The 23916-nt window shown below is 72.6% G+C and carries 20 protein-coding genes and 1 riboswitch; of the genes, 13 read left to right on the forward strand and 7 right to left on the reverse strand.

All coding sequences use genetic code 11. The features are described 5' to 3' along the window. The first annotated feature begins 55 nt into the window (after nucleotides 1-55). The 5 genes from ACFYYB_RS04640 (at nucleotide 56) to ACFYYB_RS04660 (ending at nucleotide 6353) form a co-directional block, all read left to right on the forward strand. The gene (locus ACFYYB_RS04640) at nucleotides 56-1321 is read left to right on the forward strand and encodes an ABC transporter substrate-binding protein (RefSeq protein WP_389433175.1); all 1266 of its coding nucleotides are present in this window, start codon (nucleotides 56-58) and stop codon (nucleotides 1319-1321) included. 16 nt (nucleotides 1322-1337) lie between these two features. Beyond that, nucleotides 1338-4118 (forward strand): ATP-binding cassette domain-containing protein, encoded by a 2781-nt coding sequence (locus ACFYYB_RS04645; RefSeq protein ID WP_389433176.1) that lies wholly within the window; start codon nucleotides 1338-1340, stop codon nucleotides 4116-4118. Beyond that, a complete protein-coding gene (locus tag ACFYYB_RS04650; RefSeq protein WP_389433177.1) occupies nucleotides 4115-4888 on the forward strand; it encodes an ABC transporter ATP-binding protein in 774 nt (257 codons plus the stop codon). Before ACFYYB_RS04645 ends, ACFYYB_RS04650 begins: the two co-directional genes overlap by 4 nt. 141 nt (nucleotides 4889-5029) lie before the next feature. Beyond that, entirely contained in the window at nucleotides 5030-5878 is an 849-nt protein-coding gene (locus ACFYYB_RS04655) for an aldo/keto reductase (RefSeq protein WP_327303361.1), read from the forward strand. Between the two features lie 7 nt (nucleotides 5879-5885). Continuing rightward, nucleotides 5886-6353 carry an RICIN domain-containing protein gene (locus tag ACFYYB_RS04660; protein WP_389433178.1) on the forward strand — a complete coding sequence of 156 codons (468 nt, stop codon included), beginning with the start codon at nucleotides 5886-5888 and terminating at the stop codon, nucleotides 6351-6353. Between the two features lie 117 nt (nucleotides 6354-6470). Here the strand turns inward: ACFYYB_RS04660 and ACFYYB_RS04665 are convergent, their stop codons facing one another. Continuing rightward, a complete protein-coding gene (locus tag ACFYYB_RS04665; protein WP_389433179.1) occupies nucleotides 6471-7229 on the reverse strand; it encodes a class I SAM-dependent methyltransferase in 759 nt (252 codons plus the stop codon). Between the two features lie 19 nt (nucleotides 7230-7248). Then, nucleotides 7249-7554, reverse strand: coding sequence for a 4a-hydroxytetrahydrobiopterin dehydratase (locus tag ACFYYB_RS04670; protein WP_327303364.1), 306 nt, complete (start codon nucleotides 7552-7554; stop codon nucleotides 7249-7251). A gap of 210 nt (nucleotides 7555-7764) precedes the next feature. Here ACFYYB_RS04670 and ACFYYB_RS04675 point away from each other — a divergent pair, with 210 nt between their 5' ends. Together ACFYYB_RS04675 and ACFYYB_RS04680 are read left to right on the forward strand one after the other, a co-directional pair. Then, entirely contained in the window at nucleotides 7765-9570 is a 1806-nt protein-coding gene (locus ACFYYB_RS04675; RefSeq protein WP_389433180.1) for an FAD-dependent oxidoreductase, read from the forward strand. Between the two features lie 37 nt (nucleotides 9571-9607). Beyond that, the gene (locus tag ACFYYB_RS04680) at nucleotides 9608-10459 is read left to right on the forward strand and encodes a helix-turn-helix domain-containing protein (protein WP_389433181.1); all 852 of its coding nucleotides are present in this window, start codon (nucleotides 9608-9610) and stop codon (nucleotides 10457-10459) included. On the opposite strand, the gene ACFYYB_RS04685 is transcribed toward ACFYYB_RS04680, so the two are convergent. After that, nucleotides 10448-10867: a hypothetical protein gene (locus ACFYYB_RS04685; RefSeq protein ID WP_389433182.1), complete on the reverse strand. Its 420-nt coding sequence runs from the start codon at nucleotides 10865-10867 to the stop codon at nucleotides 10448-10450. The genes ACFYYB_RS04680 and ACFYYB_RS04685 overlap by 12 nt on opposite strands. A gap of 281 nt (nucleotides 10868-11148) precedes the next feature. Between ACFYYB_RS04685 and ACFYYB_RS04690 the strand changes: the two genes are divergently transcribed. From ACFYYB_RS04690 to ACFYYB_RS04705, 4 genes are all read left to right on the forward strand, one after another. After that, complete coding sequence (locus ACFYYB_RS04690) at nucleotides 11149-12210, forward strand: hypothetical protein (protein WP_389433183.1); 1062 nt, start codon at nucleotides 11149-11151, stop codon at nucleotides 12208-12210. After that, nucleotides 12207-12773, forward strand: coding sequence for a toxin-antitoxin system, toxin component (locus tag ACFYYB_RS04695; protein WP_389433184.1), 567 nt, complete (start codon nucleotides 12207-12209; stop codon nucleotides 12771-12773). The genes ACFYYB_RS04690 and ACFYYB_RS04695 overlap by 4 nt, the downstream gene beginning before the upstream one ends. Before the next feature lie 104 nt (nucleotides 12774-12877). Beyond that, nucleotides 12878-14326: an NAD(P)/FAD-dependent oxidoreductase gene (locus tag ACFYYB_RS04700; RefSeq protein WP_389433185.1), complete on the forward strand. Its 1449-nt coding sequence runs from the start codon at nucleotides 12878-12880 to the stop codon at nucleotides 14324-14326. Between the two features lie 7 nt (nucleotides 14327-14333). Next, complete coding sequence (locus ACFYYB_RS04705) at nucleotides 14334-15512, forward strand: MAB_1171c family putative transporter (RefSeq protein ID WP_389433186.1); 1179 nt, start codon at nucleotides 14334-14336, stop codon at nucleotides 15510-15512. A 79-nt stretch (nucleotides 15513-15591) separates the two neighbouring features. Here the strand turns inward: ACFYYB_RS04705 and ACFYYB_RS04710 are convergent, their stop codons facing one another. Both ACFYYB_RS04710 and ACFYYB_RS04715 read right to left on the reverse strand, forming a co-directional pair. Beyond that, entirely contained in the window at nucleotides 15592-17118 is a 1527-nt protein-coding gene (locus ACFYYB_RS04710) for a peptide MFS transporter (RefSeq protein ID WP_389433187.1), read from the reverse strand. 136 nt (nucleotides 17119-17254) lie between these two features. Then, nucleotides 17255-18100 (reverse strand): bifunctional 5,10-methylenetetrahydrofolate dehydrogenase/5,10-methenyltetrahydrofolate cyclohydrolase, encoded by an 846-nt coding sequence (locus ACFYYB_RS04715; RefSeq protein ID WP_356507154.1) that lies wholly within the window; start codon nucleotides 18098-18100, stop codon nucleotides 17255-17257. Nucleotides 18101-18200: 100 nt separating this feature from the next. Next, a riboswitch (ZMP/ZTP riboswitch) is annotated at nucleotides 18201-18301 on the reverse strand. An 89-nt stretch (nucleotides 18302-18390) separates the two neighbouring features. On the opposite strand from ACFYYB_RS04715, the gene ACFYYB_RS04720 reads away from it, so the two are divergent. Beyond that, entirely contained in the window at nucleotides 18391-19152 is a 762-nt protein-coding gene (locus ACFYYB_RS04720; protein WP_389433188.1) for a class I SAM-dependent methyltransferase, read from the forward strand. 213 nt (nucleotides 19153-19365) lie between these two features. Beyond that, nucleotides 19366-20937, forward strand: coding sequence for an RNA polymerase sigma factor (locus ACFYYB_RS04725; protein WP_389433189.1), 1572 nt, complete (start codon nucleotides 19366-19368; stop codon nucleotides 20935-20937). 18 nt (nucleotides 20938-20955) lie between these two features. Here ACFYYB_RS04725 and ACFYYB_RS04730 read toward each other — a convergent pair whose 3' ends face one another. Then, entirely contained in the window at nucleotides 20956-22779 is a 1824-nt protein-coding gene (locus tag ACFYYB_RS04730) for a hypothetical protein (RefSeq protein WP_389433190.1), read from the reverse strand. Next, nucleotides 22776-23837: an ATP-binding protein gene (locus tag ACFYYB_RS04735; RefSeq protein WP_389433191.1), complete on the reverse strand. Its 1062-nt coding sequence runs from the start codon at nucleotides 23835-23837 to the stop codon at nucleotides 22776-22778. Before ACFYYB_RS04735 ends, ACFYYB_RS04730 begins: the two co-directional genes overlap by 4 nt. Between the last annotated feature and the right edge of the window lie 79 nt (nucleotides 23838-23916).

Consider the following 23916-nt stretch of genomic DNA (forward strand, 5'->3'; position numbering starts at 1 on the left):
GATGCGTCAGGTCACGCACAGAATGCGGGGATTCCGACCGGAGGGGATCCACCACATGTTGCGACCGATCCGCACCCTGGCCGCCGCGGCGGCGGCGCTCGCGCTCGTCTCCGCCTGCAACTCCGCCTCCAACGGCACCTCCACCGACAAGCCGGGAGTGGCCGGCGGCAATTCCCGCGGGGTGACCGCCGACTCCATCAAGGTCGGCGGCATCGTGTCGATGACCAGCGCCAGCGGCTACAGCAAGAAGGCCACCGACCTCGGGGCGAAGGCCCGCTACATGAGGGCCAACGCCGAGGGCGGGATCAACGGTCTCAAGATCGACTACATCGGCGCCGAGGACGACGGGCAGGACCCCGCCAAGAATCTGGCCGCGGCCCGCAAACTCGTGCAGCAGGACAAGGTCTTCGCGATCTCCCCCATGAGTTCGGTCACCTTCAGCGGCGCCGACTTCCTGGAGCAGGAGAAGGTGCCCACCTTCGGCTGGGGCACGCTCCCCTCTTTCTGCGGCCCCAAGTACATCTACGGATTCAACGGCTGCCTCGTCCCCACCCCCGGCGGCACCATCAACCAGACCTGGCCGGAGGGCATCGCCCAGATCCTCGGCGGCGCCGCGGGCAAGTCGGTCGCGATCATCGCCAACGACAGCGACGCCGGAAAGTTCGGCGTGCGCACCTTCCAGCAGGGCTTCACCAGCGCCGGGTTCAAGGTCTCCTACGCCAAGGCCTCGGTGCCCGGCACCGCCGTGCCGAGCGACTGGTCGGCGTACGTCAAGGAGATCCTCGGGAGCAACGACGGGAAGGCCCCGGACGCGGTCGTATCCGTCATGCAGACCCCCAACAACATCGGGCTGTTCACCTCGCTCAAGCGCAGCGGGTACAAGGGCCTGCTCTCCGACCCGACCGACTACGACCCGGGTCTGCTCGCCAAGGACGCCACCAAGCAGGCCCTCGACGGCGTGCACGTCCTGCTCCAGTTCGAGCCGTTCGAGTCGACGAACCCGAAGATGGCCCAGTTCAAGGCCGACATCAAGGCCGCGTCGGGCGGGCTGGAAGTGCCGCTCAACATGCACATGCTGACCGGGTACATGTCGGCCGACCTGTTCGTGTCCATCGCGCAGAAGGCGGGCAAGGGCCTGACCGTCGAGTCCTTCCAGGCCGCCGCGCAGGGCTTCTCCGACACCGACACCCTCGTCGGCAACCGCGCCGAGCCCAAGGGCCAGAAGGACAGCTTCGGCTGCGGGGCGCTCGTCCAGCTGAAGAACGGCGCGTACGAGGTCTCCGTACCGTTCAAGTGCTACGAGCCCATCCCCTTCAAGTAGGGGTGCGGGAAACGGAATGGGAGATCTGCTCGCCTTCGTACTGAGCGGTCTGGTGTCCGGCGCCCTGTACGCACTGCTCGCCACCGGGCTGGTGCTGTCGTACTCGGCGTCCGGGCTGTTCAACTTCGCGCACGGGGCCACCGCCTACCTCTGCGCGCTCACCTTCTACGAACTGCACTCCGGGCTCGGCTGGCCGGCCGTCCCGGCGGCGCTGCTGGTGGTCCTCGTACTGGCGCCCGGGCTCGGATGGGCGCTGGACCGGCTGATGTTCCGGCGGCTCGCTCGGGTCGGCGAGACGGCGCAGATCGTGGCCACCATCGGGCTGCTGGTCGCCCTGCCGGCGGCCGGGCTGTGGACGGTGGAACTCCTGACCGACGCGGGAGCTCCGCTCAAGCCCGCGGAGAACCAGTTCGGGCTGCCGGGGGTCGGGCCGAGCCCGGCCACGTCCTGGCAGCTCACCGCCGACGTGGGCATCGACTCCGACCAGCTGATCACCTGGGTGGCCACGGCCCTGGTGGCGGTCGCCCTGTGGGTGCTGATGCGGCACACCCGGCTGGGGCTGCGGCTGCGGGCCGCCGTCGACAACCGCTCGCTCACCGAGCTGCGCGGGATCGACGCCGACCGGCTGTCCTCGGTGGCGTGGATGATCGCCTCCGGGCTGGCCGGGCTCGCGGGCGTCCTGGCGACCCCGCTGCTGGGGCTGTCCGCGCACGATTTCACGCTGTTCCTGTTCGTGTCGGCCACGGCGGCCGTCATCGGGCGGTTCGCCTCCGTCCCGCTCGCCTTCGCGGGCGGGCTGGGCCTCGGCGTCCTGCAGAACCTGGTCGTCGGCTACGCGTCCTTCGCCGACTCCGTCACCGGCTTCAGGACGGCCGTGCCCTTCCTGATCCTGTTCGGGGGACTGCTCGTGCTCACCCGGCGGGCCCGCGCCGCCGGAACCGCCGCCGTGGACGTGGCCTCGCCCGACCATCTGGCCGGGGCGCCATGGGCGCGGCGGTGGGGGGTGTGGGCCGCGGGCGCGGCGCTGCTCGCCACGGCCTTCTACACCGTGACCACCCCCTTCTGGAGCGGACTCCTCGCCCAGGGGCTCGCGCTGGCCCTGGTGTTCATGTCCTTCACCGTGGTCACCGGGCTCGGCGCGATGGTGTCCCTGGCGCAGGGCACCTTCGTGACCGGGGCCGCGCTGGTCGCCGGACTGCTGATGAGCCGCGGGTGGCCGTTCATCGCCGCGCTGGCGGTCGGCACGTGCGTGGCCGCCGTCCTGGGAGCCCTGGTCGCGCTGCCCGCGCTACGGCTCGGCGGGCGCTCCCTGGCGCTGGCGACGCTGGCCCTGGCCTTCCTGGCGGACCAGGTGCTCTTCCAGATGCGGTGGCTGCGCAACGGCGACTCCGGGTGGTCCGTCCCGCGTCCCGTCATCGGGCCGGTGGATCTGTCCGACGACCGGGCGCTGGGGGTGGCGCTGGTCCTCCTGGTCGCGGCGGTCGCCGCCGGGCTGAGCGCGCTGCGGGGCTCCCCCTCGGGCCGGGCGATGCTCGCCGTACGGTCGGCTCCCGCGGCCGCGATGGCCTCCGGGGTGTCCGTGCTGCGCACCAAGCTGCTGCTGTTCACGCTGTCGGCGGGGCTGGCCGGCTTCGGGGGCGTGATGTACGCCTCGTACAACACCCGCATCACGGCTACGGACTTCACGGCGATGACCGGGCTGGTGTGGCTGGCGGTGGTCGTCGCGGCGGGCGTGCGCAGGCCGCAGTACGCGGTGGTGGCGGGGCTGGTCTTCGCCGTCGCTCCGCGGGTGATGGCGGACTACGTGACGGAGTCGGCGCACCTGCCGGTGATCCTGTTCGGCCTGGCGGGGTTGGCCTTGGCCAACGATCCCGACGGGTATTGCGCGGCGGTGCCGGTGCGGCTCGCGCGGCGTCGGGCGGGAGCCGTGGCCTCGGCCGCAGCCGGAGCCGTTCCCGCGCCCCGGGTCGGCGGTGGGGTCGGGGCGGGCCCTGCGGAGCTCTCCCCCACCCCGCCCCCTCCCGAAACCGGGCTCCGCCCGGACCCGTCGGGGGCACCGGCCCCGGACCCCGGCTCCTCGAAGGCCGGGGGGTCCGGATCCATCCGGCCCGCCCTGGAGCTGCGCGGCGTCACCGCCGGGTACGACGGCGGGCTCGTGCTGCACGGCGTCGACCTCGTCGTGCGGCGCGGCGAGATCCTCGCCGTGCTCGGGCCCAACGGGGCCGGGAAGAGCACCGCCTGCCGGGTGGCGGCCGGAGCCCTGCCGGTCACCGGCGGGACCGTGCTCGTCGGCGGGCGGGACGCCACGCGGCACGGCGCTGTGGGCCGCTCCCGGGCCGGGGTGCTACTGGCGCCCGAAGGCCGGGGCATCTTCCCCTCGCTCAGCATCGAGGAGAACCTCGCCCTCTACCTGCGGGACGCGGCCGAACGCGACGCCGTCTACGACCGGTTCCCCCGGCTCCGCGAGCGGCGTACGGTCCCCGCCGGGTCGTTGTCCGGCGGGGAGCAGCAGATGCTGGCGCTCGCACCGCTGTTGCAGCGGCCGCCCGGGGTGCTGATCGCGGACGAGCCCTCACTCGGGCTCGCCCCGCGCGTGGTGGACGAGGTGTACGGGCTGCTCATGGAGCTCCGCGCCGCCGGGACCGCGCTGCTGCTCGTGGAGGAGAAGGCGGCCGAGATCCTCGGGATCGCCGACACCGTCGCCTACCTCGCGCAGGGCCGGGTCTCCTGGTGCGGCCCGCGCTCCGAGGTGGAGGCGGACCGGCTGACCGAGGCCTACCTGGGGATGGCGACATGAGAGAGGACCCCTATGTGCTCGAGGCCCGTGGCATCAGTGTCCGGTTCGGCGGGGTCAGGGCGCTGACGGGCGTGGACCTGGGGATCCGGGCCGGCGAGGTGTGCGGGCTGATCGGGCCGAACGGGGCCGGGAAGACCACCCTGTTCGACGTGCTGTCCGGGATCCGGCGGCCCGACCAGGGCCGGATGCTGCTCGACGGGGTGGACGTCACCCGACGCTCCCCCGTCTGGCGGGCCCGGCACGGGATGCGCCGGACCTTCCAGCGCCAGCAGTTGTTCGGGCAGCTCAGCGTGGCCGACAACGTCCTGGTCGCGCAGGAGTGGCGGGGCGGGGGCGGCGGTCTCGCGGCCGATCTGGTCGCCTCGCCCACCCGGCGCCGCCGGGAGCGGGAGCGGCGGGAGCGGGCCGCGCGGGTGCTGGCCGACTGCGGCATCGGCGCGCTCGGGGACGCGTACGCCGGCGGGCTGCCGGTGGGGCGGGCCCGGATGGTCGAGCTGGCCCGCGCCGTGGCCGATCCGCCCCGGGTGCTGCTCCTGGACGAGCCCGCGTCGGGCATGTCCGCCCCCGAACGCGAGCAGCTGGCGGCGGTCGTGCGCCGGCTCGCCGTCGAGGAGGGCTGCGCGGTGCTGCTGGTCGAGCACAACGTGGCCTTCGTGATGGACCTCTGCACCCGGGTGGTCGTCCTGGACCTGGGCACCGTGCTCGCCGAGGGCACGGCCGCCGAGGTGCGGGCCGACCCGCTGGTCCGGGAGGCGTACCTGGGGGCGTAGGGCCACGGGCCCGTTCCTGTCCCGTCCCGTTCCGTCCTGTTTCCGCCGTATGAATTCACCCGTACGGCGGGAATAGGCCACACCGGGGGCCGGTTGTCGCCGGTCGTACAGCATCAGCGACGACCAGAGGGAACGACCGACGTGAACCAGGTCCCCGGCATCAAGCTCAACAACGGCACGCTCATGCCCCAGCTCGGCTACGGCGTCTGGCAGGTTCCGGACGCCGAGGCGGAACAGGCCGTCCGGACCGCACTGGAGGCGGGCTACCGCAGCATCGACACGGCCGCGATCTACGGCAACGAGGAGGGCACCGGCAAGGCCATCGCCTCCGCCGGTGTGCCGCGCGAGGAACTCTTCGTCACCACCAAGCTGTGGAACGGGAAGTCCGAGACCTGGGGCCGGGACAACGTGCTGCGCGAGTTCGACGCCTCGCTCGCCAAGCTGGGCCTCGACGAGATCGACCTGTACCTGATCCACTGGCCGCGCCCGATGCGCGACGACTTCCTCGCCATCTGGAAGACCTTCGAGGAGATCGCGGCGAGCGGCCGCGCCAAGGCCGTCGGCGTGTCCAACTTCCGTCCGGCCGACCTGGAACGGCTCGGCGCCGAAAGCTCCCTGGTCCCGGCGGTGAACCAGATCGAGCTGCACCCGCTGCTCCCCCAGACCGAGCTGCGCGCCCTGCACGCGCGCCTGGGCATCGCCACCGAGGCCTGGTCCCCGCTCGGCCAGGGCAAGGACCTGCTCACCCTGCCCGCCGTCACCGCGATCGCCGCCAAGCACGGCCGCTCGGCCGCGCAGGTGGTCCTGCGCTGGCACCTCCAGCTGGGCAACGTGGTGATCCCGAAGTCCGTGACCCCGGCGCGCATCCGGGAGAACCTGGACGTCTTCGGCTTCGAGCTGGACGCCGCGGACGTGGCCGCGCTGGACGCGATCGGCGCGGACGGGGCGGGCCGCCGGATCGGTCCCGACCCGGCCGAGTTCGACTTCTGAGCCGCCGGTGAGCGAGCCCACGAGCGGGACGGCGGACGAACCGGCGCGCGATACGACGGAGGCGCCCGACGGCGTCTACCGGATCCGCAATGCCGCGAGCGGGCTGCTGTTGCAGGTCGAGAGCGGCAACCGGGTCCGGGTCGGGCCGGACGGCGAGCCGGCCGCGGCCCGGCAGTGGGAGATCACTCCGGTGCACAGCGGCGGCGGGATCTTCCACCTGGTCAGCGTCCACAACGGCAAGCGGCTCGACGTCGCGAACGCCTCGACCGAGAGCGGCACCCGGGTCCAGGTGTGGAAGGCGAACGCCTTCGGGGCGCAGGAGTGGGTCGTGGAGGAGCACCTCGACGACCCCGGGGTGGTCTCGCTGATCGCCGCCATCAGCGGTCTGCCGCTGGAGGCGGACGCGGAGGGCGGGGCCCGGCAGTGCGAGGACACCGACTCCCCGGCACAGTGGTGGCGCCTGGAACCCGCCTGACGGTCGGCGGGCGACGGAAAGCGGGAAGCGGGAGCAGGGGCGGCGGGAGCACGGGCGGCGGGAGCAGGAGTGGCCGGCAGTCGCCCGCCGCCGCCCCTGCCCCGCCCGCCCCACCCGTCAGGCCCGTACGAAGCCGTGCAGCCGGTACGTCGGCTCCGCGCGCGGGGCGTCCGGTCCGGGCAGGAGTTCCAGCCGGTCCGCGAGTTCGCGCGGGGTGATGCCCCGCGGGTGGACCTGGGAGGCGTACCGTCCGGCGAGCAGCGCGGCGGCGGCCCCGCGCGGGGTGCGGCCCTGGCCGTGGCCGGTGAAGAGGGCCTCCCCGGCGGGGTGCAGGCCCACCGCGGCCGCATGGCCGGTGACGGCCTCGGCGGAGTCGGCGGGGGTCGCGGTGAGGTGCTCGGCGAGCACGGCGTCGATATCGCTGCCCACGTCGTGGGCGGCGGCCTTGTCGACGGTGGTGACGAACACCCCGCCGGGCCGCAGCACCCGCCCGGCCTCGGCGATCACTGCGGCCACCAGGCCCGGTGAGCGCAGCAGGTGCAGCAGCCAGACCGCGCCGACGGCGTCGAGCGAGCCCGTGCGGAACGGCAGCCGGGTCCCGGAGGCCAGCACCACGGGGATCCCCCGGGAGCGCGCCTTGGCGGCCATCCCGTACGAGGTGTCCGCGCCGAGGACGCGCAGCCCCGGGCGGGCGGCGGCGATGCGGCTGGTGACGATGCCCGTGCCGCAGCCGAGGTCGAGCAGGGTGCCGGTGTCCGGCGGGAGCAGGCCGAGGACCGCCTTGGCGGCGGCCTCGGCGCGCGGGACCCCGCCGCGGGTGGCGTCGTAGGCCTCGGCTTCGGCGTCGTAGTCGAGGAGCGGTCGCGGCAGGGGCATCAGGTGTGTGCTTCCGGGATCAGGCGGCGCCGTGGGCGGGAGCCAGGGATTCGACGCGCTCGGCGAGGGCGAAGTCGGCGTCGGTGACGGAGTCTCCGGCGTCGTGCGTGTTCACGGCGAGACGGACGGTGTTGTAGCCGAGGGTGAGATCGGAGTGGTGGTTCAACTCATCCTGCACGCTTGCGATATGGCTGACCAGCGCGCTCGCCGCGAAGTGGCTGCCCAGCCGGTACGTGCGGATGATGCGGTCGTCCTCGAAGGCCCAGCCCGGGAGCTCCCGCAGCCGGTCCTCGATCTCCTTCTGCGAAAGCGGCTCTCTCGACATCCGCAGGCTCCTTCCCCGTACACGACGTGAGCGACTGCCCCATGGACCTGACGTGGAGTCAAGGTTCCCACAGCCTGGGCCGGAGGGAGGCTTTCGCGCCATAGTGCGTGCGGGTGCTTCCGCGCCTTCCGTGACCATCGCGCCGCCCCTATGCTCCTGCGCCGGACGTGACTGTTACCGCTGGTAACTGACGATCGAGGGAGCATCGACGTGACGCGCACAGGAAACTCCAGGCGCACCTTCATCACGGGGGCCGCCGCCACCGCGGGCGCGTTATCGGCCGCCGGGATCCTCCCGGCCACGGCCGAGGCCGCCACCACCGAGGCCGCCGCCACCGGCCCCGCCGCGGCCGGCCCGGCGCGCCGCGTGGCCGTCCTCGGCGGCGGGGTCGCCGGCCTCACCGCCGCGCACGAGCTGGCCGAGCGCGGCTACGCCGTCACCGTGTACGAGCGCCGGGCGCTCGGCGGCAAGGCCCGCAGCATGGACGTCCCCGGCAGCGCCCGGGGCGGTCGCCGCCCGCTCCCCGCCGAGCACGGCTTCCGCTTCATCCCGGGGATCTACCACAACCTGCCGGACACGATGCGGCGCATCCCCTTCCCCGGCAACGCCAACGGGGTCTGGGACAACCTGGTCGCCCCGCGCGAGATGATGTTCGCCCGGGCGGCCGGCCGCGAGGACCTGCGCGCACCCATCCCCTGGCCGGGCTCCTCCCCCGCCGAGCTGACCCCCGACGAGCTGCGCCGGGCCCTCACCGGCATCCTCCAGTCGCTGGTCCGCCTCCCGCTCCACGAGACGGCGTACTTCGTCGACCGCGCCCTGGTCTTCCTCACCAGCTGCGACCAGCGGCGCGACGAGCAGTGGGAGCGCACCCCGTGGTGGGAGTTCACCCGGGCGGCCCGGATGTCGAGCGAGTACCAGCGGATCCTCGCGATCGGCGTCACCCGCAACATCGTGGCCACCAAGGCGGAGGAGGCCTCGACCCGCACCGTCGGCACGCTCGGCGAGGCCTTCGTCTTCAACCTGCTGGGCCGCGGCGCCGACGGCCCGCCGGACCGGATCCTGAACCTGCCCACCAACGAAGCGTGGATCGATCCATGGGAGGCCCATCTGCGCACGCTGGGCGTGGAGTTCAGGATCGGCTGGACGGTGCGCGAGGTCCGGTACGGGGACGGCCGCGTGAGCGGGGTCCTCGTCGAGGACCCCGCCGGTGCCACCCGGACGGTCACCGCCGACCACTACGTCAGCGCCCTGCCGGTCGAACACGCCCGCCGCACCTGGAGCCCGGCGCTGCGCGCGGCCGACCCGATGCTCGGACGGTGCGACCTGCTGCAGACGGACTGGATGACCGGCATCCAGTTCTACCTCACGGAGCGCGCGCCCCTGGTGCACGGCCACCTCAACTGCATCGACTCCCCCTGGTCGTTGACGGCGATCCAGCAGGCCGAGCACTGGCCGTCGCGGAACTTCCCCGCCGACTACGGGGACGGCGCGGCCGTGGACTGCCTGTCGGTGGACATCTCCGAGTGGGACAAGCCCGGGATCCTCTACGGGAAGACGGCCAAGCAGTGCACCCGCGAGGAGGTCGCCCGCGAGGTGTGGGCGCAACTGAAGGCCTCGCTCAACGACACCGGGAAGACCCCGCTGTCGGACGGAAAGCTGCACTCGTGGTTCCTGGACCCGGGGGTGGACGGGCTCGGCACGCCCCGTCCGACCAACCAGGACGAGCTGCTGATCCACCCGACCGGGACCTTCCACAACCGGCCGAGCGCCGGAACCCGGATCCCGAACTTCTTCCTCAGCGGGGACTACGTGTCCGTCGACATCGACCTGGCGACGATGGAGGGGGCCAACGCCTCGGCCCGGGCGGCCGTCAACTCCCTCTTGGACAGGGATGGTTCACCGGCCACCCGGTGCACGGTGCGGGGGCTCTACCGGGCCCCCGAAGTGGAGTCCGCCAAGCGGCACGACCTGTGGCGCTACCGTCTCGGCCTGCGGAACGTGTTCGACGTGGGGTGAACGGGCCGCCGTCCCCCGGCTGGGCTAACGTCGCGGTATGACGACCGCTGCGTCCTTGACGGTAGGCGCCCTGCTGCGCACCTGGCGGGAACGGCGCGGGCTCAGCCAGCTGGAGCTGGCGGGCCGCGCCGATTCCTCCTCCCGGCACATCAGCTTCGTGGAGACGGGCCGGTCCCGGCCGAGCGAGGAGATGGTGCTGCGCCTCGCGGACCACCTGGAAGTCCCGGTGCGCGACCGCAACGCCCTTCTGGTGGCGGCGGGTTACGCGCCCCGGTACGCCCACACTCCGCTCGACGACCCCTCGATGAACGTGCTGCGCGAGGGGCTGGAACAGCTGCTGACCGCCTACGAGCCGTATCCGGCGGTGGTGGTGGACGCCACCTACGACGTGGTCGCCGCCAACCGGGGCATCCTGATGCTGATGGAGGGCATGCCGGAGCACCTGCTGGCCGGTCCGCTCAACGTGATGCGGCTGACCCTGCATCCGGAGGGCCTCGCCCCCCGGATCCGCAACCTGCGCGAGTGGCGCGGACACCTGCTCGCCCAGATGGAGCGGCAGATCGCACTGGCCCGGTCGGCGCCGCTGCGCGCGCTGTACGAGGAGGTGTCGGCCTATCCGCCGCCCGCGGGGACGCAGGGATTCGGCGAGGACGGCGCGTACGGGGACGGCGCGTACGGGGACGGCGCGTACGGGGACGGCCCGGTCGAGGCCGTCGCGTACCTCGCGCTCCCCCTGCGGATCGAGCACGACGGGCACCTGCTCTCCTTCGTGTCCTCCATCTCCACCTTCAACACCCCCATGGACGTGACGGTCGCCGAGCTGGCCATCGAGACCCTCCTGCCGGCCGACCCGGCGACGGTGAAGTACCTGCGGTCACTAGCGCCCTGAGTCCGCGCGCAGCGCGAGCTGCTGGAGGAGGGCGAAGGAAGCGACCGTGAGCGCCTGCGCCGGGATCCACACCGCCCCGGCGGTGGTGGGGGCGAACCAGACGACGAGGGAGACAAGGCTGAGCGCGGCCCAGGCGTAGTTGCCTTCGATGACGAGCCGGACGGGGAAGACCGGGGGCTGCCGTCGCGAGGCCAGCAGGCCGACGCCCGCCCCGTAGAGCACCAGGAACACCCCGAGTCCCAGCAGCAGCCCCTGCCCGACTCCGAGCAGCCGGCCCAGGGGCGCGGAGAAGGCGACGTAGGCGAGCCCGTTGCCGGTGGTGACGACGGAGTCGAGGGCGAGGAACCGGCGCAGCGCGGTCTGCGGGACGCTGGTGCGGGATACAGCGGTGAGCAGGATTGCGGACATGGCTGATCAGCCTCCGTCGAGGGTCGGTTGTGCTGGTGGGGTACGGACGACCCGGGCCCCGGAGCCGAGTGCGCGGCCCCGGAACCCGATGGCTCCACTGTGCCGCCGGGGCCCGCACCGGTCGATTACCCGGGAAGTAATGCGCGCCCTCGGGCCCCACCTTTTTTGAGCCGGACGGCAAGAAAGGTGGGGGGTACTCCTGTTCGGCCACACACCGGGGGGCTAGGCTTCACGCACAGCAACCACATCGATCCTTCTCTCTGCTGACGGAGAAATGCCTGGTGCGCGCCGCCGACCGATCCGACCTGACCGCGGCCCGGGCCCGCGTCGTGGCGTCGGCGGAGCGCCACGGCCAGGACCCGGATCGCGTGCTCGCCGTGGAACGGCTCAGCCACCTGTCCGGAGTCGCACCGGAACGCGTCCCCGCGGTGCTGACGGGGACGGTCCCCGAACTGCCGCTCTGCGCCCGGGTGCACCAGCGCTTCCTGCGGCTGCGCGCCACCCGGCGCGACAAACACGGCAAGGAGTGGTCGCTCGCCGCGATCGCCGAGGACTTCGACGCCCCCGGCGCCTCCCTCGGCCCGCTCAACGCGGGCACCGGACTGCCCCGGCTCGGCCATGCGGCGGGGGTGCAGCGGTTCTTCGGGGTCTATCCCGGATTCCTGCTCGCCGACAGCAAGAGCGCGGTGGAGCGGGCCCTGGCCACCGCCGGGCCCGGGGGCCGGGCCGAGGGAGCCCCGGACGACCTCGACCGCCTCTCGTACCTCACCGGCATCACCCCGGAGGACATCCGGCTCACGCTCGACGGCACGCCGCCCCGGCTCCCGCTCAAGGAACAGGTGCGCCGGCGCTTCGAGCACCTGCGCCGCACCCGCCCCCGTGCGGACGGACAGGCCCACTCCCTCTCCGCCATCGCCGGCTCCTTCGACGCCTCGGGCCAGTCGCTGACCCGTCTCGCCCAGGGCGAGGGGCTCCCCAACCTGGCGGCCGCCGCCGGGATCCAGCGCTTCTACGGGGTCGAGAGCGGCTTCCTGCTGGCCCCGGACAGCGAGGCGCTGAGCGTCGCCCTCGCCGGGATCGAGCGCGAACTGGAATCCGCGGAACGGCCCGCCGAGAATCCGATGCTCGCCGTGATGCGGGCGCACGACGTGCGCAGCATCGTGACCCGGGCGGGCCGGCTCTCCCCGGGCGGCTGGAAGGCCCTGGCGGACCACCTGGACGATCTGCTCGCGCGGGAGGGGCAGTTGGGACGCTCGGACGGCAACGGCCGCTCCGATGACACCAGCGGCACCAGCGACACCAGCGGCACCGACGACCGCAGTGCCGGAGGGAGAGCGCGATGAGGACCACACGGGCCATGCGGAAGCTCGGCGCGGATCTGCTGGCGGCGGCGCGCCTGGCTCCGAACACGGACGCCCCCGGCATCATCGGCGGCCTGTGCGCCGCGTACGGTCGCGGCCGCGACCGCGACCGGCCGGTGCTGTTCCGCTTCGCCGCCTTCCCACCCGATACCGCGAGCGGGCTGTGGCTGGAGATGGAGGACCGCGACCTCCTCGTCATCGAGGAACGCACCCGCCCCGAGCACCAGCTCGTCATCGCCTGCCACGAGCTGTGGCACCTGGACGAGGGCACCTGCGACCGGCACGGCGAGGGCACGGCGGTGGCCGCCCGGCTGACCGGCCGCGGCGGCGGCCTGGCGGAACTGCTGCACTCCGAGGAAGGGCTGAGCACCGTACTGCGGCAGGCGGCCGCCCGGGCCGACGGCAGCGATCCCGCGGAGATCCGCGCGGAGACCTTCGGCCTGCACCTCGGAAAGATCCTCAAGACCTTCCTGCCACCACCCCGGGAAGAACAGGTACCCGAGGCGATCGAGCGCATCAAGACCTCGTTCGGCTGTGGACGTTGAGCGGGCCCCGGAGCATGCCCACCGGCGGCTGACCACCGCCTTCCCGCCAACGCACCTACTTCGCCGATGCGCACGCGCACGGCCCTGACAGAGAGCACCACACGATGACCCAGCCTTCCCCGCCCCACCCCACCCGGTCTTCGCCGCCCCGCCGCGCCGTCGTCATCGGAGGCAGCATGGCCGGCCTCCTGGCGGCCGCCGTCCTCGCCGAGCACGCGACGGTCACCATCATCGACGCGGACACCCTGCCCGAGCTCCCGGAGCCCCGGCGCGGACTGCCGCAGGCCCGCCACGTCCACGTCATGTGGTCGGGCGGCGCCCGCGCCATCGCGGACATCCTGCCGGGCATCATGGAGGACTGGACGAAAGCGGGCGCGATCCGCCGCAGCCTGCCCACCGACCTGGTCATGAAGACCGCCCAGGGCTGGATCCCCCGGTACGGGGAGAAGCAGTTCACCATCTCCTGCAGCCGCGACCTCCTCGACTCGGTGGTGCGCGCCCGGGTGATCGCCCTGGAGGGGGTCACCATGCTCCAGCGCAGCCGGGTCCGCTCCCTGGAGGGCACCGCCGCGCGGATCACCGGCGTCCGCGTCGACACCCCGGAGGAAGCGGGCCGGCTGATCACCGCCGATCTGGTGGTCGACGCGAGCGGCCGCGGCTCGCGGGCCCGCACCTGGCTCCGGGCGCTCGGCGTGGACGGCGTCCGGCAGGCGGAGGTCGACTCCGGCCTCGTCTGCGCGACCAGGATCTTCGAGGCCCCCGCCGGAGCCCACGAGATCGGCTTCCCCATCGTCAACGTGCGGTCCGACCCCCGGGTCCCGGTCCCCGGTCGGACCGCGACGATCGTCCCCATCGAGAACGGCCGGTGGCAGGCCACCCTCTCCGGGACCCGGGGCGACCGGCCCACCGGCGACCCCGACGGGTTCATCCCGTTCGCCAAGGGCATCCGCGACCCGATCGTCGGCGAGCTCCTGGAGGGCAGGAAGCCGCTCACCGACGTCGCCGTCACCCAGGACACCGCCAACCGCCGGCTCTTCTTCGAGGAGGCCGAGCTCCCCGACGGCTTCTTCGCGGTCGGTGACTCGGTCGCCACCTTCAACCCGCTCTACGGCCAGGGCATGACGGTCGCGGCCCAGGGCCTGCTCGCCGTCCGCGCCCTGCTGCGCTCCAAGGGCGGCCTGGCCCAGCCTTCCCTCGGCATGGCGGCGCAGCGCGCCCTCGCTCCGCAGGTGGCCACCGCCTGGGCGCTCGCCACCTCGCAGGACATCCTGTACCCGGGCGCCACCGGCATGCGGCCGCGCGCCGGAGCCGGCCTGCTCAACTCCTACGTCTCCCGGCTGATGACCGGTGCCACCACCCGGGAGGGGCTGACCGACGCCTTCCTGGAGGTCATCACCATGACCGGCCCGCCCACCCACTGGGTCAGGCCCTCGGTGGTCTGGCAGGTCCTGCGCGCCTCGGGGCCGGGCGCGCTCAAGGCCCCGCCGCTGACGGCGGCCGAGCGGAGCCTCGCGGGACTGGATCAAGGGGCCGACCCCGTCGAAGCCCGCTAGCCGCCCGATGTCGGACGGGCTCATCCTCTACGTGCCGGGGTTCGTGATCGTCCTGGCACTGGTCATCAAGGCTCCGACGCTGCGCGACGGCTGGGACCAGCCGTTGATGCGTGCCGTGTGCACGCTGCTCGTCGTCGGTTCCCTCGCCATGTTCCTGTCCGGTCCGCCGACGATCGCCGCGGTCAACCGCCTCACCGGAGTCGTCAACTTCTCTGCTCCCCTGGTCTACAGCGTGCTCACCGCGTTCTCCGCGTCCTGCATCGTGCTGGTCCTGCACTGGAGTGGCGGCCCGACGCCGGGCGTCCTGCGGGCCACCCGGATCACGGTGGTGGCGTACGGCGCCGTCGTGGTGACGATCGTCTTCCTGTTCGTCATGGGGGACGCGCCGGTGGAGCGGCTGCGGGACCTGGACACGTACTACGCCAACACCCCGTGGATCCGCGAGATGATCGCGCTCTACCTGACGGCCCACGCCGTGGGCAGCACGGCGCTGTCCCTGCTGTGCCGGAAGTGGCTGCGGCGCGTGGACCCGGCGCTACGGGCCCTGCGCACCGGGCTGGCGCTGCTGATGTTCGGCATGGTGATGGACGTGGGCTACCTGGTCGCGAAGTGGGCGGCGGTCGGAGCCCGCTGGTCGGGCCGCGACTGGGACGGGCTGTCCACCCACCTCGCGCCGCCGCTCGCCTCCGCGGCGGCCCTGCTGGTGGGGATCGGGTTCATCGTGCCCCTGGTCGGCGAATCGGCGGCCTGGCAGGACTTCAGCCAGTACCGCCGGCTGCGGCCGCTGTGGAAGGCTCTGAACGGCTTCGCCTCGTCCAGTGTGAGGACGGTCCCGCTGACCTGGTGGTCCCCGGTGGGGATCCGGCTGATCCACCGCGAATCGGTGATCGACGACGGGCTGTTGGCGCTCGCCTCCTGGTTCGACCCCGCCGTCCGGAGCGAGGCCTACGAGGCCGCGCTCGCCCGGGGCCGGTGCGAGCGGGGCGCCGCACTGGTGGCCGACGCGGCCGTGCTCGCGGTCGCGTGCCGGCGCCGGACCGCCGCCGGCCGGGTGGAACCGGCCCCGGGCCGCGGTCCCGCCGAGCCCTGCCGCCTCGGGTCCCGGCCGCTGACGGAGCTGGCCCGGGAGTTCCACACCTCGCCCATCGTGGCGGAGGCCCGCAGCCGGGCCGCGGCCCGCCTCTGAGCCGGGGCACCGGCGGGGCGGCCCCCAGGCCGCCGTCAGGGTGCCGTCAGGCAGCCATCAGGGCGCCCCCAGGCAGCCGTCAGGCCGCCACCGCGACCGCCTCGCGGCTCGCCGCCGCCTCGCCCGTGAGGACCTTGAGCCGCTTGGTGAAGAAGACCATCACCGCACCGGCCGCGATCACCATGGCGCCCTGCCACAGGAAGTTCCAGCTCTGGCCGATGACCGCGTCGAGCCGGGGCAGCTGCGCGCCGATCGCGTCTCCGGTGGCGGCGGCGAGGAACCACACGCCCATCATCTGGTTGGTGAAGGCCCGCGGGGCGAGCTTCGTGGTGACCGAGAGCCCGACCGGGCTCAGGCACATCTCGCCCATCACCTGGATCACGTACACGCCCACCAGCCACATCAGCGAGACCTTGACCCCGCTGGAGGCGATGGCCGCGGCGCCGGACATGACCACGAAGGAGGCGCCGGTCAGCAGCAGGGCCAGGCCGAACTTGAAGGGGGTGCTCATGTGCTTGCCCCGGCGCACCCAGAAGGCGGCGAAGACGGGGGCCAGGATGATCACGAACAGCGAGGGCAGCGACTGGGTCCAGCTCGCCGGGATGTGCCAGCCGAGCAGGGACAGGTCGGTCTTCTGGGCGGCGAACAGGTTCAGCTCGTTGCCCATCTGGTCGTAGACCAGCCAGAACAGCGTGGCGGCCAGGAAGAGCCAGACGTAGGCCCGCAGCCGGGTCTTCTCGACCCGGTCGATCTTGGGGCTGCGGTACATCGAGAGCAGCACGCCCGCCGGGACCACGACGGCGACGATCGTCAGTACGAAGGTGATGTTGTCGATGCTCAGCGCGTGCGAGGCCGCCAGCAGGGTGATCAGTACGGCGGTGAAGACCAGGCCGTACGAGGAGGACCTGCGGATCTTGGTCCGCTCGGCGGCGGTGAGCCGGACCACGGGCTCGGCGCGCAGCTGCTCCGACAGGCGCCGGCCGCCGAGGACGTACTGGACCAGGCCGATGGCCATGCCGACGGCGGCGGCGCCGAAGCCGAGGTGCCAGTTGACCTCCTCGCCGAGGTAGCCGACCACGAGCGGGGCGATGACGGCGCCGAGGTTGATGCCCATGTAGAAGATCGAGTAGCCGGCGTCGCGCCGCTGGTCGTCGTCGGCGGCGTACAGCCGGCCGACCAGCGCGGAGATGTTCGGCTTGAGCAGGCCGGTGCCGATGACGATGAGGACCAGCCCGGGCCAGACGAAGACCGGGTTCGGGACGGCCATCAGGACGTGGCCGGCCATGATGACCACACCGCCCCACAAGACGGCCCGCCGGGCGCCGAGGAAGCGGTCGGCGATCCAGCCGCCGGGCAGCGCCAGCAGCGAGATCATGGCCATGTAGACGCCTTCCACGGCCTCGGCGGTGCCCTCGTGGAGGCCCATGCCGCCGTGGCCGCGGGAGGCGGCGAGGAAGTGCACGAGGATCGCGACCATGCCGTAGAGGCTGAAACGCTCCCACAGCTCGGCGAGGACGAGGGTGGCGAGTCCGCGCGGGTGGCGCTTCCCGCCCACCGCCGCCGCGTCCGGTGCTGCGTCCGGCGCCGGGGGCTTCTGCATATCCATCGAAGGCTTCACATATTCAGTGGAGCCCCGCGACACCGGACCGGGATCGGCCTTTCGGCCTGTTACCGCGGGAAACGGAACGCCCCGGACCGAAGGGCCCGGGGCGTTCGTCGTAGCGGAGGGAGCAGGGCGCGGGTCAGAGGTCCGCGAGGGCCAGACCGGCCTGCGCGGCGGCGGCCTGGACGGTCTGCTCCAGCAGCACCGCGATGGTCATCGGGCCGACGCCGCCCGGGACCGGGGTGATCAGGGAGGCGCGGGCCGCGGCCGACTCGAAGTGGACGTCGCCGACGTTGCCCTCGTTGTAGCCGGCGTCCAGGACCACGGCGCCCGGCTTGATGTCCTCGCCGCGGATGAACTCGGCCTTGCCGACGGCGGCGACCAGCACGTCCGCCTGGCGGACGATGGACGGCAGGTCCACGGTGCGGGAGTGGCAGTAGGTGACGGTGGCGTTCTGCTCCAGGAGCAGCATCCCGGCGGGCTTGCCCAGGATCGCGCTGCGGCCCACGACCACGGCGTGCTTGCCGGTCAGGTCCACGTCGTAGGCCTCCAGCAGCCGCATGATGCCGCCGGGGGTGCAGGAGACGAAGCCCGGCAGGCCGAAGCCCATGGCGGCGAAGGAGTGCATGGTGACCCCGTCGACATCCTTGCCCGGGGCGATGGCCTCGAAGGCGGCGCGCTCGTCGATGTGGTGCGGGACGGGGTGCTGGAGCAGGATGCCGCTGATCTCCGGGTCCTCCGAGAGGGCGGTCAGGGTGGCGACGAGCTCCTCGGTGGTCGTCGCGGCGGGCAGCTCCACGTGGCGGGAGGTGATGCCGGCCTTGGCGCAGCGGTTCTGCTTCATCCGGACGTAGGTGACGGACGCGGGGTCCTCGCCGACGAGCACGGTGGCCAGGCACGGCGCGGTACCGGTGCGCTCGGTGATCTTCGCGGCGTACTCGGCGGTCCGCTCCGAGATGCGGCGGGCGAGGGCGGTGCCGTCCATCAGCCGGGCGGCCTGGGCGCCGGGAACGTCCGGGGTGGCGGAAACGGTCTGGGCGGTCGTCTGAGTGGTCATGGGGGCTCCTGAGCGTCGCTGCGGGATCGCGGTTCGCCCAGGCGCGCGGCAGTCGACGTACCAGATGCGGGAGTACGCCGGGCCGCTCCCCGGTGGTGATCCACCCGAACGCCAGTCACGGCCCGCGCCCAGTGTAGGCGAACCCCCGCGGGTCCGGGCGTGGGCCCCTGCCCGGCAATCCGGTGGATGACCGGGGCCGGACCTGGGAAGATCGAGGGATGACGCGCACTTTCGACCATCTCGTCGCGGAAGCGGAATCCGTCTCCGTGGACGGCTGGGACTTCTCCTGGCTCGACGGACGCGCCACCGAACAGCGCCCCTCCTGGGGCTACCAGGGCCTCCTGGCCCGGCACCTGGCGCGGGTCGGCTCCGCCCTGGACATCCAGACCGGTGGCGGGGAGGTGCTCGCCGGAGCCGGGCCCCTGCCCCCGCTCACGGTGGCCACCGAATCGTGGCCGCCGAACATCGACAAGGCGACAAGGCTGCTGCACCCGCTGGGCACCGTGGTGGTCGCGGACTCCGACGAGCCGCCGCTGCCGTTCGGTGACGAGGCCTTCGAGTTCGTCTCCAGCCGCCATCCGGTGACGGTCTGGTGGGAGGAGATCGCGCGGGTGCTGAAGCCCGGCGGCACGTACTTCTCCCAGCAGGTCGGGCCGGCGAGCGTCTTCGAGCTCGTGGAGTACTTCCTGGGCCCGCAGCCGGAGGAGGTCCGGCGGGGCCGGCACCCCGACGACGCGGTCGCCGCGGCCACGAAGGCGGGACTGGAGGTGGTCGATCTGCGCTCCGAGCGGCTCCGGACGGAGTTCCATGACATCGGAGCCGTGATCTACTTTCTGAGGAAGGTGATCTGGATGGTGCCGGGCTTCACGGTCGGGCAGCATCGGGACCGGTTGCGCGAGCTGCACGAACAGATCGCGCACGAGGGCCCGTTCGTCGCACACACCGCACGTTTTCTCATCGAAGCCCGCAAAACGGGCTGACAAAACGGGCGGACGCGACCACCCGCGACCGGGTCTCCGGTCACGGCGTGGCGCAGGTCACTCAATTCAGCGCGTAACGAATCTACTCGGGCATGCGATGAACCGACAGGTGTCCTCGTGCGGCCCGGAATACAGACCCCCCTCGGGTCTGTTTCCCGAGTTCGCGCGATGATGTCCCGCCACCCCTTATCTGTTCGCAACGAGAGGCTCCTTGTGTCGCTCAGCCCGTCCCGTACGTTCCCCACGGAAATCGCCGAATCAGAGGCCCTGGTCGCGCTTGTCGAGCGCGGCCGCGAGCAGGGTCACATCAACGGTGATGACGTGCGCCAGGCCTTCGAGGCCGGCCGCATCCCGGTGGACCAGTGGAAGCGGGTCCTGCGCAGCCTGAACCAGGTCCTGGACGAGGAGGGCGTCGCGCTGCACGTCAGCGCCGCCCCCGCCACGAAGGCTCCCGCCAAGAAGGCGCGCAAGGCGGCCGCCGCCCCGGCGCGCGTCGCCAAGAAGGCCACCGCCCCGCCGCGCCTGATCGGTGCGCGCAAGACGGCGGCCCCCGCCACCGCCGCGGCGATATCCGACCCGTCGGCCTCCGGGACCGAGGAGGAGGTGGCGGCAGAGGCCGCCGCCGCGCCGAAGAAGCGTGCGGTCAAGAAGACCGCCGTGAAGAAGACCGCCGTGAAGAAGACGGCCGCCACGAAGAAGACCGCCAAGGACGGCGACGAGGGCGACGCCCCCGTGGCCGAGGGCGAGGACTGGGCGGCCGAGGACCTGGACGAGGGCGACGAGAAGGAGACGCCCAAGACGGGCGGCAGCGCCGGCTTCGTCCTGTCCGACGACGACGAGGACGACGCCCCGGCCCAGACCGTCATGGTCGCCGGCGCCACCGCCGACCCCGTCAAGGACTACCTCAAGCTCATCGGCAAGGTGCCGCTGCTCAACGCCGAGCAGGAGGTGGAGCTCGCCAAGCGCATCGAGGCCGGTCTCTTCTCCGAGTACAAGCTCGAAGAGGAGGAGGACCACAAGCCCGCGTTCCAGCGCGAGCTGGAGATCCTCGTCGAGGACGGCCGCCGGGCCAAGAACCACCTGCTGGAGGCCAACCTCCGCCTCGTGGTCTCCCTCGCCAAGCGCTACACCGGCCGCGGCATGCTCTTCCTGGACTTGATCCAGGAGGGCAACGTCGGTCTGATCCGCGCCGTGGAGAAGTTCGACTACACCAAGGGCTTCAAGTTCTCCACGTACGCCACCTGGTGGATCCGGCAGGCGATCACGCGTGCGATGGCCGACCAGTCCCGCACCATCCGCATCCCCGTCCACATGGTCGAGATCATCAACAAGCTGGCCCGCGTCCAGCGCCAGATGCTCCAGGACCTCGGCCGGGAGCCCACTCCGGAGGAGCTGGGCAAGGAACTCGACATGACCCCCGAGAAGGTCATCGAGGTCCAGAAGTACGGCCGCGAGCCGATCTCCCTGCACACCCCCCTGGGTGAGGAGGGCGACAGCGAGTTCGGTGACCTCATCGAGGACTCCGAGGCGGTCGTGCCGGCCGACGCGGTCTCCTTCACCTTCCTCCAGGAGCAGCTCCAGTCCATCCTGGGCACGCTCTCGGAGCGCGAGGCGGGCGTGGTCTCCATGCGCTACGGCCTCAACGACGGCCAGCCGAAGACCCTCGACGAGATCGGCCGCGTGTACGGGGTCACCCGTGAGCGCATCCGCCAGATCGAGTCGAAGACCATGTCGAAGCTCCGTCACCCGTCGCGCTCGCAGGTGCTGCGCGACTACCTCGACTAAAACCGGGGTCCACGCCCCTCAGGCCAGTCGGAAGACCGGCCCGCGGGGCGTGAACGGCAGGGAGGCACCCTGCGGGATCAGATAGGCGTGCTCCCGCCGGATCCGCAGGGTGTCGCACTCGCCGTCCGTGATCACGAGGACCGGAGCGCCGGGCGGGAAGTCCTCCGCCCGGTGCAGCAGGTCGATTCCCGGTTGCAGGACCGTGCCGCCCCGGCCGCGTACGCGGACCCGTCCGGCGATTTCGGTGGGTGGCAGATAGCCCGCGTCGTACGGCGCCGCGTCGCAGAACACGACGCGGGCGGCCGGTACGTCGCGGGCTTCCGCGTACGAGGCGATGGCGCCCAGCGCCTTGCCCAGCAGGGCGGCGTTCATCGACCCCGAGGTGTCGAGGACCACGCCGAAGGTGCAGCGGGCCACCTCTTCGGGCGGGAAGTACCGGCCCGCGCGCGGGATGTCCGGGGTGGAGGCCTGCCGGCGGGCCGGGCGCGCGTAGGACCGTACGGCCACCGGCCGAGGCACGTACTCGTCGAACCAGCGGGCGAGCGCCGCGTCCCACGGCACCGGCGGGTGGGCCAGCGCCCGGATCTCCTGGATCAGCCCGGCGGGCAGCAGTCCGCGCTCCCCGTACGCGTGCAGGTCGAAGCCCTGGACCAGGCCGCGCCGGTAGAACTCGTCCAGGTCCGTGTACGGGCAGCTGCCCGGGTGCGGCAGCGGCTCGCCCAGGATGTCCCCGCGGCCCTTGCCGCGCAGGGTGGCGAGGCGGCGCATGCGGCGCAGGTCGGTGGTGATCCGGTCGTAGACCTCCTCGATGGAGAGGCCGCCCAGCTCCGGGTCGTGGAGCAGCCCTTCGGGCATCTCGCCGACCGCCATCTCCACGAGCCAGCCGTTGACCACGTAGTCGGCGGCCACGTTGTGCAGGTACGGATCGCGGGCGCCGCGGCGCTCCCCGTGGCGCAGGGCGGCGTGCAGCATCTCGTGGGCCAGGATGAACCGCCATTCCCCGTCGGTGAAGGAGCGCAGCGGGTTGACGTAGATCTCCCCGGCGCTCGCGCTGACGGCGGCGATGTCGATGCCCTGGGCGCGGGCCAGCTCGGCGTCGGCGACGATCTTCAGCCCGGCGGCGAGCCCACCGAGCAGCGGGTACGAGGAGACGAACCAGTTCAGGGCCCGGTCCCAGGGGCGGAGGCGGACATGCTCCCCGGTCACCCGGTCGCGGCGGCCGCCGGCCTCGTCCATGGCGGCCGAGACGCTGCGGGTCAGGGCGTGCGCGAAGGCGGTCTCCCAGTCGGGGACCGTGGTGTTCCAGGCCCGCCAGGTCACCAGGACCTGGTCGGGGTGGTCTCCGGCGGTGCCGCAGTGCTCGTGGGCGGCGGGGATGCCGTCGCGGCGCCAGCGGGCGGCGAGCAGCTCTTCGTCGCCGCCGGGGTGCTCGGCGGACAGGCTTTCCGGGGTCCAGCCGGGAGCGAAGCCCGCCAGGAAGCGGTTGACGACGGCGCAGCGGGCGGCCAGGTCGAAGCGGTCGGGCTGGGGGCGGTGCTCGTCCTGGGCGGCGGGGACGTGTCCGAAGCCGAGGTGGAGCAGGGTGTGGGAGAGGGTCCAGGCCCATTCCCCGGGCGTGACGCGCCGGGTGGGGTGGACGTGGACGGTGCCGTTGGAGTCGACGGCCGCCAGTCCCCCGGCGGGGGTGGCCGCGCACTTGGCCTGCCGGCAGATGGTGGCGGAGACCGCGGCGAGGGCCGGGTTCCGCTTGACCAGGGCGAGGCCCTCGGCGAAGGCCTGGTCGGCGGGGTCGGGTTTGGCGTTGCCGGCCTTCTTGCGGGTGGTGCCCGTGGTGCGGGTCACCGGCGGGCCTCGACCAGGCGCGGCATGTCGCGGGCCGCCTCGACGAGGAACCAGGCGGGCAGCACGGGCAGGCCGTCGGCGTCGTCCGCGATGACGGTCTGGGCGACCTCGACGGAGATCTCGGCGAGCTGGACGAGGAGGGACTTGGCCCGGTACGCGGTCTGCCGGACGGCGGGCGAGACGTGTTCGCGCCGTGCGGGCAGCTCCTTGACCAGCCGGCCGCGGAAGGCGTCGGCCAGGTAGTAGAGCAGGTCGCGGTCGGCGAGGCGGGTGGGCCAGTTCGCGTCGCCCTTCATGATCGCCTCGATGCCGAAGGAGTGACGGACGATCTTCGCGTAGCCGCAGAAGGAGACGGCGTGCGCCGGGGTGAGGGTGCCGTGCGCGATGACCTTGAGGGTCGTCTCGTCCAGGCCCTGGCCGAAGGAGTGCAGGGCGTCCGAGAGCATGTGCCAGGACCGCGGCGTGGAGAACGGCTCCTCCGTCTTGGGCGGCTGCGACCACAGGTGGTCGGGCCGGTCGGTGAGGTAGTCGGTGACCCACGGGTGGATGCCGTGCTCGCCGGCCCAGACCAGCCAGTCACCGGCGGAGGCGTTCAGATGCACGTGGGTGAGCCGGTTGACGAGCGCGGAGGCGATGGGGCGGGCCAGGGCGTTGTCGGTGGCCCGGTTGCCCGCGCCGATGACGATGGAGCCGGCGGGCAGCTCGTAGGAACCGATCCGCCGGTCGAGGATCAGGGAGTAGAAGGCCTTCTGCACGTCGGGGCCCGCGGCGTTGAGCTCGTCGAGGAAGAGGCAGTACGGCTCCTCGCGGGCGATGGCCTCGGGCGGGCAGAACACCGAACGCCCGTCACGGATCTGCGGTACGCCGATCAGGTCCTCCGGCGCCAGCTGGGTACCGAGCAGGCTCACGCACTCCAGTCCCAGCGAGTCGGCGAACTTGCGCACGAGCGAGGACTTGCCGATGCCGGGCGCCCCCCAGAGGAACACGGGCCGCACGGTGGCGAGGCCGAGGAGCAGTTCGGGAAGCTGGGCGGGGGTGACGGTGACGGCAGCCTGCACGGGTGGGGATGTCCTTAGGGAGTCCGGGATACGGGGCACCGGACCGGGTCCGGGTACGCGGTGCGCCCAGTGTGGGCGT

It is taken from the genome of Streptomyces sp. NPDC002886, from assembly GCF_042888445.1.
Taxonomy (GTDB): domain Bacteria; phylum Actinomycetota; class Actinomycetes; order Streptomycetales; family Streptomycetaceae; genus Streptomyces.